The following is a 9674-nucleotide window of genomic DNA, read 5'->3' on the forward strand; positions in this document are numbered from 1 at the left end:
TCCAGGAACCGCCCGCGCCCCCGGCGGTACCGTGGGTGATCTCCGGCCGGAACCCGCGGGCGGTCCGCGACCGGGCGGCCGCGCTCCGCGCCCTCCTGGAGGATCTCCCCGACGGGGCTCTCGCCGCCGCCGGGCGCGAACTCGCCCTCGGCCGGGCCGCGCTGGACCACCGCGCGGTGGCGACCGGCGCCGACCGCGCGGAGCTCGCCGCCGCCCTGGACGCGCTGGCCGACGGCTCCGTCGCGGCCGAGGAGACGGCCGAGGGCCGGGTCGCGTTCCTGTTCACCGGGCAGGGGGCGCAGCGGCCGGGCATGGGCCGCGCGCTGCACGCCGCGTTCCCCGCCTTCGCCGCGGCCTTCGACGCCGTCGTCGCCGAACTGGACCGGCACTTCGACGTCCCGCTGCGGGACGTGCTGTGGGGCGACGACGCCGACCGGGTGAACCGGACGGAGTTCGCGCAGGCCGGGCTGTTCGCGGTGGAGGTCGCGCTGTTCCGGCTGGCCGAGTCGTGGGGCGTGCGGCCCGACCTGCTCGCCGGGCACTCGGTCGGCGAGCTGGCGGCCGCCCACGCGGCCGGGGTGCTGTCGCTGGCCGACGCCGCCCGGCTGGTCGCCGCGCGCGGGCGGCTGATGCAGGCGCTGCCGGAGGGCGGGGCCATGGCCGCCGTGCGGGCCACCGAGGAGGAGGTCCGGCCGCTGCTCACGGCCGGAACGGGGCTGGCGGCGGTCAACGGGCCGCGGTCGGTCGTGGTCTCCGGGGAACGCGACGCCGTCGAGGCGATCGTCGGCGAGTTCGCCGCGCGGGGACGCCGCACGACCCGGCTGCGGGTCTCGCACGCCTTCCACTCGCCGCTGATGGAGCCGATGGTCGAGGACTTCCGCGCGGTGGCGGAGAGCGTCACCTACCGCGCGCCGGAGATCCCCGTCGTGTCCACGGTGTCCGGCGAGGCGACCGGCGAGTGGGCCACCCCGGGGTACTGGGTCCGGCACGTCCTGGCGACCGTGCGGTTCGCCGACGCGGTGCGGACGCTGCGCTCCCTGGGGGTCACGACGTTCGTCGAGCTCGGCCCGGACGCCGCGCTCTCGGCGGCGGGCCCCGAGTGCGCGCCCGACGCCGCGTTCGTCCCGCTGCTGCACCGCGACCGCCCCGAACCCGCCCAGGCCGTGGCCGGGCTCGGCCGGATCCACGCGCGCGGCGTGCCCGTCGACTGGGCCGCCTTCTTCGGGCCGCGCGAGCGGGTGGACGTGCCGACCTACCCGTTCCAGCACCGGCACTTCTGGCTCCACCCCGCGGGCCGCGCGCAGGGCGGCACCGGCACCGGACACCCGGTGATCACCGAGGTGACCGAGCTGCCCGACGAGCGGGGTCTCATCTTCACCGGGCGGTTGTCGGCCGCCACCCACCCCTGGCTGGCCGCGTACGCGATCCGGGAGGCGACGGTCGTCCCGGCGACGGTCCTGCTGGACATCGCGCTGCACGCCGCCCGGCACGTCGGGCTCACCGCCGTCGAGACCCTCACCGTCCAGACGCCGCTGGTCCTGCCCGACACCGGCACGACACGGCTGCACGTCTCCGTGGGCCAGGAGGACCGGGGCCGACGCGCGATCACCGTTCACTCCCGGCCCGCGGGCGACCCCGACGCCCCATGGACGCGCCACGCCACCGGCACGATCGCCAGTGGTTCCGCTCCGGCCGCCGACGCCCCCGCCGCGTGGCCCCCGCCGGGCGCGGTCCCGGTCGCCCCGGAGGAACTCGCGGACCGTCTCCTCGCGCTCGGCCACTCCGGCGCCGACCCCGTCACCGGGCTGCGCGCGGCGTGGCGCGCGGGGGACGTCCTCCACACCGACGTCGGGACGGCCGACGAGACGGCGCGGAGCGGGTTCGTCCTCGACCCGGCGCTCCTCCAGACCGCCCTGTCGGCGGCCGCCGCCGACGCCGACGAGCCGCGCGTCCCGGTCGCCTGGGAGGACGTCGCCGTCCACGCCGCCGCCCCGGCCGAACTCCGGATCTCGCTGTCGCCCACCGGCCCGGACAGCGCCTCGGCACGGGTCACCGACGCCACCGGCACGGCCGTCGCGACGATCGGGTCGGTCACGTTCCGGACGGTCGGCCCCCGCGAGTTCGACCGCGCCGCCCACGACACCGGATACGAGGCGGGCTGGACGGCGGTCGCGGTGTCGTCGGCCGCCGACGAGCCGCGCTGGGCGATCCTCGGTGACGGCGCCGCCGCGTTCCCCGGCGAGCGCGTTCCCGACCTCGCCGCGCTGGGAGACCTGGTCGAGGCGGGCGCGGCGGCGCCGGACACGGTGCTCGCGCCGTGCCCGGCGGGCGAGCCGGAGACCCTGACCGTCCGGACGCTGGAGCTCCTCCGGTCGTGGCTGGCCGACGACCGGTTCACCGGCGCGCGCCTGGTGGTGCTCACCCGGAACGCCGTCGCCGTGCGCGCCGACGACCGGATCGACGACCTCGGCCAGGCCGCCGTCTGGGGGCTGCTCCGCTCGGCACAGGCCGAGCACCCCGGCCGGTTCGTCATCGTGGACCTCGACGACGACGCCACCGCGACCCCGGTCCGGGCCGCGCTGGCCACCGACGAGACCCAGCTCGCCGTCCGCGACGGCGTCCCCCACGCGGCCCGGCTGGTCCGTTCCCCGGACACGCCCGGCGAGCCCGCGCGGACCCTCGACCCGGACGGCACCGTGCTCGTCGTCTGCGGCTCCGGGGGGCGGGTGGCCCCGCTCCTCCGCCACCTGGTGACCGAGCACGGCGTGCGCCGCCTGCTCCTCGGGCTGACGCCCGGCGCGACGCCACCGGACCTCACCGGGCTCGACGCGACGGTCACCGTCGCCCCCGGCGCGCTGACCGACCGGGCGAGCGTCGCCGACCTGCTGGCCCACGTCCCGCCGGAACATCCGCTGACGGCCGTCGTCCACGCCGTGGAGGACACCGACGACGGCGTGCTCACCGCGCTCACGCCCGACCGCGTCACGGCCGTGTTCGGCCCGCGCGCCGGACTCGCCCGGCACCTGCACGAGCTGACCACCGGCGCCGACCTGACGGCTTTCCTGCTCTTCTCCTCCGCCGCGGGCACCGTCGGCGCTCCCGGGCAGGCCAACACCGCCGCCGCCGCGGCCTACCTCGACGCGCTCGCCCACCAGCGCATCCGCGCGGGCCTCCCGGCCGTCTCCCTCGCCTGGGGCCCCCGGGAGGACTCCGCGCGGGTCGCGCGCACGGGCGTCCGGCCCGGGTCGGAGGAGCAGGACCTCACCGCCGTGGACCGGGCCCTCGCCACCGGCCGGACCCGGCTCGTGCCGGTCCGGCTCGACCTCGCCGGACTCCGCGCCCTGGCGCGGGCCGGGACACTCCCGCCGATCTTCCGCGGCCTCGTCCGCGCCCCGGCGGCCCGCCCCGGAACCGACGGCCGCGACCTGGCGCGACGCCTGCGCGAGCTGTCCGGGGACGAACGGACCCGCGAGGTCCTGACGCTGGTCCGCACGCACGTCGCCGCCGTCCTCGGCCACGCGGGCGCCGAGTCGGTCGACGACCGGCGCCCGCTCCAGGAACTCGGCTTCGACTCGCTCACCGCCGTCGAGCTCCGCAACCGGCTGAGCGCGGCGATCGACCTGCCGCTGCCCGCCACGCTGCTGTTCGACCACCCGACCGCGACCGCGCTGGCCGAACACCTGCGCGACCGGCTGCTGGGCGTCCGGCAGCCGTCCGCGACGGCCCTCCCGACGGTCCGGGCCGACGACGAGCCGATCGCAATCGTGGGCATGGCGTGCCGCTACCCCGGTGGGGCGACCTCACCGGAGGCCCTGTGGCGGCTGGTCGCCGAGGGCACCGACGCCATCGGGGAGTTCCCCACCGACCGGGGCTGGGACCTGGACTCCCTCTTCGACCCCGACCCCGAGCGGCGCGGCACGACCTACACCCGCTTCGGCGGCTTCCTCCCCGACCTGGGGGCGTTCGACGCGGAGTTCTTCGGGATCAGCCCGCGCGAGGCGCTGGCGATGGACCCGCAGCAACGCCTGCTGCTGGAGACGAGCTGGGAGACGTTCGAGAACGCCGGGCTCGACCCCGAGACGCTGCGCGGCAGCCGCACCGGCGTGTTCACCGGCACCAACGGCCAGGACTACCTGACCCTGGTGTACGGGAACGAGGACCTCGACGGCTACCTGATCACCGGCAACGCGGCGAGCATCGTCTCCGGCCGCCTGGCCTACACGTTCGGGCTCGAAGGCCCGGCCATCTCGGTGGACACCGCCTGCTCGTCCTCGCTGGTCGCGCTGCACCTGGCGATCCAGGCGCTCCGCAACGGCGAATGCGACCTCGCGCTGGCCGGCGGCGTGTCGGTCATGGCGACGCCCGCGTCGTTCATCGACTTCAGTCGCCAGCGGGGCCTGGCCCCCGACGGGCGGTCCAAGTCGTTCGCCGCGGCGGCCGACGGCACCGGCTGGGGGGAGGGCGTCGGGCTGCTGCTGGTCGAACGCCTGTCGGATGCCCGGCGCAACGGCCACCAGATCCTCGCGGTGGTGCGGGGCTCGGCCGTCAACCAGGACGGCCGAAGCAGCCAGCTCTCCGCGCCCAACGGCCCCTCGCAGCAGCGGGTGATCCGGCAGGCGCTGGCCAACGCCGGTCTGACCCCCGCCGAGGTGGACGCGGTCGAGGCGCACGGCACCGGCACCAGGCTCGGCGACCCCATCGAGGCGAACGCGCTGCTCGCCACCTACGGGCAGGACCGCGAGCAACCGCTGCTGCTGGGCTCGATCAAGTCGAACATCGGGCACAGCGCGGCCGCCGCAGGCGTCGCCGGGATCATCAAGATGGTCGAGGCGATGCGGCACGGCGTGCTGCCGCGCACCCTGCATGTGGACGAGCCGTCCCCGCACGTGGACTGGGACGCCGGACGCGTCGAACTGCTCACCGACAACCGCGACTGGCCCGAACTCGACCGCCCCCGTCGCGCGGCGGTGTCGTCGTTCGGCATCAGCGGCACCAACGCCCACGTCATCCTGGAACAGGCGCCGGAGACGGACCCGGACCCGGCGTCCGCGGAGCCGGAAGAGCACACCGGCCCAATGGCATGGCTGCTGTCGGCCCGGACCGAAGCCGCTCTGCGAGATCAGGCCGAACGCCTACTGGAACACCTGGAAACCAACCCCGACCTGAACCCGGCGGCGGTCGCCGCCACCCTCGCCACACGCACCGCGTTCCCCCGCCGCGTGGCGGTCATCGGCGACGACGCCACCGGGCTGACCGAAGCCCTGCGCGCCTTCACCCTCCACCAGCCGCACCCGCAACTGATCGAGGGAACCGCGACGGCGGGCAAGACGGTGTTCGTGTTCCCCGGCCAGGGCTCCCAATGGGCCGGAATGGGCCTGGAACTGATGCAGAGCTCCCCGGTCTTCGCCGAACACCTGCGAGCCTGCGACGAAGCATTGCGCCCTCACACCGGCTGGTCCCTGCTTGAGGTCCTCGGAGACGCCTCCGCCCTGGAACGCGTCGACGTCGTCCAGCCCGCGCTGTTTTCGATCATGGTGTCGCTGGCCCGGCTCTGGCAACACCACGGCGTCCACCCCGACGCGGTCATCGGCCACTCCCAAGGCGAAATCGCCGCCGCCCACATCGCCGGAGCCCTCAGCCTGAACGACGCCGCCAAGATCGTCGCGCTGCGCTCCCAAGCCATTCGCACTCACAACCGCAACGGCGCGATGGCCGCCATCCCCCTGCCCGCCGACCAGATCCCCACCGGCGATGGCATCTCCATCGCCGCCATCAACTCCCCCACCACCACCATCGTCTCCGGGGACACCGACGCCGTGGCCGCCCTGGTCAACGCCCACCCCGGGGCCAAGACCATCCCGGTGGACTACGCCTCCCACTCACCCCACGTCCAACCCCTCCAAGAACAAATCCTCACCGCCCTGGCCGACATCACCCCCACCACCCCCGACATCCCCATCCACAGCACCGTCCAAGGCGCAAACCCAGAAGCGCTGTTCGACGCCCGCTACTGGTACGACAACCTGCGCAACACCGTCCAGTTCCACCCCACCCTCACCACCCTCCTGGGCACCGGACACACCCGTTTCATCGAAATCAGCGCCCACCCCGTCCTGACCACCGCCATCCAGGACAACCCCAACGCCATCGCCATCGGCACCCTGCGCCGCAACCACGGCACCCCCACCCAGTTCCTCCACGCTCTCGCCACCGCCCGCGTCCACGGCATCACCACCAACCCACTCCACCCCACCAACCCCCACGCCCCCCACACCCCACTGCCCACCTACCCCTTCCAACACCAGCGCTACTGGCTCACCCCCACCACCACACCCCAGCCCGGCCACACCACCACCGGCCACCCGGTCGTCGGGAGCACCACGGACCTGCCGGAGGAGCAGGGGCACGTCTTCACCGGGCGGATCTCCACGACCACCCATCCGTGGCTGGCCGACCACGCCGTTCTGGAAACGGTGCTGATGCCCGGCACCGGTTTCCTGGACATCGCGCTGCACGCGGCCGCCCACCTGGGTCACCGGCACGTGGAAGAGCTGACGGTGGAGAACCCGCTGACCTTCTCCGGCACGGCGGCCGTCCAGCTCCACGTCGCCATCGCGCCGGACGGGCGGGGCGACCACACGGTCACCGTCCATTCGCGCCCCGCCGACCAGCCCGACCAGCCGTGGACGCGGCACGCGAGCGGCACCGTCACCGGGGCCGTTCCGGAGGCCGGGTCGACCGGGTTCGCCGCGGCCTGGCCGCCACCCGGCGCGACGCCGGTGCCGGTCGACGACCTGTACGAGCGGCTGGCCGGTCTCGGCTACCTGTACGGCCCCGTCTTCCAGGGGCTCCAGGCCGCCTGGCGGGACGGGGACGTCCTCTACGCCGAGGTCCGGCTCCCCGACGACACCGACCCCACCGGCTTCGCCGTCCACCCCGCCCTGCTCGACGCGGCCCAGCACGCCACCGCCCTCGGCATGGGCGACGGCCCGGTGCGGCTGCCGTTCTCCTGGTCGGGGGTCACCCTGCACGCCACCGAGGCGAGCGTGCTGCGGGTCCGGGTGACGCCGGTGGACGAGACGACGGCGGCGCTGGTGATGGCCGACGAGGAGGGGCGGCCGGTCGTCGAGGTGTCCGCGTTGCGGCTGCGGGAGCTCACCGCCGACCGGCTCGACACGCCCCGCCGTCCGCCCAACGCGATCTGGCGTCTGGACTGGACGCCGGTGGAGGCCGACACGTCGCCGGTGGACACGGGTGCGTGGGCGGTGCTCGGCGACGCCGTCGCCGACCTGCCCCGCTACCGCGAGCTGGACGACCTGGTCCGCGCGATGGACGCCGGGACGCCCGCCCCCGAGGTGGTGCTGCTGCCGTGCCACGCCGGACCCCCCGAGGACGACGACCCTGTGGCGGCGGCCCACGACGTCACCCGGCGGGTTCTCGGCCTGGTGCAGGACTGGCTCGCCGAGGAGCGGCTCGCGGCGTCGCGGCTGGTGGTGCTCACGCGCGGGGCCGTCCCGGTGGACGCCGACGACCCGGTGCGGGATCTGGCGGCCGCGACCGCGTGGGGCCTGCTGCGCGCCGCGTGGTGGGAGGAGCCGGACCGGTTCGCGCTGGTCGACCTGGACGGGACCGACGCCTCGGCGCGGGCCCTCGGCGCGGCGGTCCGCACCGGCGAACCGCAGGTCGTGCTGCGCGACGGCGAACCCCACCTGCCGAGGCTGGTCGCCGTGGCTCCGGAGCGGGACGCCGAGGCGACCGTCCTCACCTCGGACGGAACGGTGCTGATCACCGGTGGGACCGGCACGATCGGCGGTCATCTCGCCCGGCACCTGGTGGCCCGGCACGGCGTCCGGCACCTGCTGCTGGTCAGCCGCTCCGGCATGGACGCCCCCGGCGCGCCGGAGCTCGCGGCCGAGCTGGAGAGCGCCGGCGCCGACGTGACGATCGCGGCCTGCGACACCGCCGACCGCGACGCGCTGGCCGCCCTGCTCGCCGGGATCCCGGCCGAGCACCCCCTCACCGCCGTCGTCCACACCGCAGGGGTACTGGCCGACGGCGTGCTCACCGCGCTCACCGGCGAGCAGGCGGACCGGGTCCTGCGGCCCAAGGCGGACGCGGCGTGGAACCTGCACGTGCTCACCCGGGACCTTCCGCTCGACGCGTTCGTCCTGTTCTCCTCGGCCGCGGGCACGATCGGCAACCCGGGCCAGTCGGTCTACGCGGCCGCCAACACCTTCGTCGACGCGCTCGCCGCCCACCGGCGGTCGCTCGGCCTGCCCGCCGCGTCGTTCGCGTGGGGGCTGTGGGCGGAGACCAGCTCGATGACGGCCGACCTGGACACGGTCGGGAAGGCGCGGCTCACCCGCAACAGCGCGGCGCTGCGCACCGAGCAGGGGATGGCCCTGTTCGACGCGGGGCTGTCGCTCCAGCGGCACGCCCCGCTGGTGCTGGCCGCGCTGCGCCCGGCGACCGTCCGCGCCGACGACGGGACCCTCCCGCCGATCCTGCGGACGATCGCCCGTTCGGCCGTCCGGCGCGTGGCCGGCACGGCCGGGAGGGCGGCCGCCGACGGGCTGACCGAACGCCTGCGCGCGCTCGGCGCGGCCGAACGGCGCGACCTGCTGGTGGACCTGGTCCGGTCGAACGTGGCGGCGGTGCTGGGGCACCTCGGCCAGGACGCGGTCGATGTCGACCGCAGCTTCCGGGACCTGGGCTTCGACTCGCTCACCGCCGTCGAGCTGCGCAACCGGATCAACGCCGCGACCGGGCTGCGGCTGCCCGCCACCCTGGTCTTCGACCACCCCACGACGAGCGCGCTGGCCGAGCACCTGGCCGTGGAACTGGTGGGCGCGGAGCGGCCCGGCGCGGGGACGGCGGCCGGACGGCCCGCCCCGCCGGCGGGCGCGGCCGACCAGGATCCGATCGTGATCGTCGGCATGGCGTGCCGGTTCCCGGGCGGCGTTCGCACCCCGGGCGCGCTGTGGCGGCTGGTGGCCGACGGGGTCGACGCGATCGGCGAGTTCCCCGCCAACCGGGGCTGGGACCTGGACGGGCTGTACGACCCGGACCCCGACCGGCGGGGGACGACCTACCTGCGGCACGGCGGGTTCCTGCACGACGCGGACGTGTTCGACGCGGAGTTCTTCGGGATCAGCCCGCGCGAGGCGCTGGCCACCGACCCGCAGCAGCGGCTGCTGCTGGAGGCCACCTGGGAACTGCTGGAGAACGCCGCCATCGACCCGACGTCGCTGCGCGGAAGCGGCACCGGGGTGTTCATCGGGACGGCCGCGCAGGAGTACGGGATCAACGCGGGGTCCACGGGCACCGGCTCCGAGGGCTACCTGATCACCGGTTCCACGACGAGCGTCGCGTCCGGCCGCATCGCCTACGTCCTCGGCCTGGAGGGACCCGCCGTCACGGTCGACACCGCCTGCTCCTCCTCCCTGGTCTCCCTGCACCTGGCCGCCCAGGCACTGCGCAACGGCGACTGCGACCTCGCGGTGGCGGGCGGCGTCGCGGTCATGGCGACCCCGACGCTGTTCGTGGAGTTCAGCAGGCAGCGCGGGCTGGCGCCGGACGGGCGGTGCAAACCGTTCGCGGGCGCGGCCGACGGGACCGCCTGGGGTGAGGGCGTCGGGCTGTTGCTGGTGGAGCGGATGTCGGACGCCCGCCGC

The 9674-nt window shown here is 75.6% G+C and carries 1 protein-coding gene; it reads left to right on the plus strand.

What is annotated here, in order from left to right; genetic code table 11:
* Positions 1-35 precede the first annotated feature (35 nt).
* Positions 36-9674, plus strand: a 9639-nt coding sequence (locus tag AKI01S_RS46750) for a type I polyketide synthase (protein WP_157420664.1), incomplete at its 3' end; no start/stop codon positions are given.

Origin of the sequence: Actinomadura kijaniata NBRC 14229 (assembly GCF_001552175.1) — a bacterium.
In the GTDB taxonomy this organism is placed as follows: Bacteria; Actinomycetota; Actinomycetes; order Streptosporangiales; family Streptosporangiaceae; genus Spirillospora; species Spirillospora kijaniata.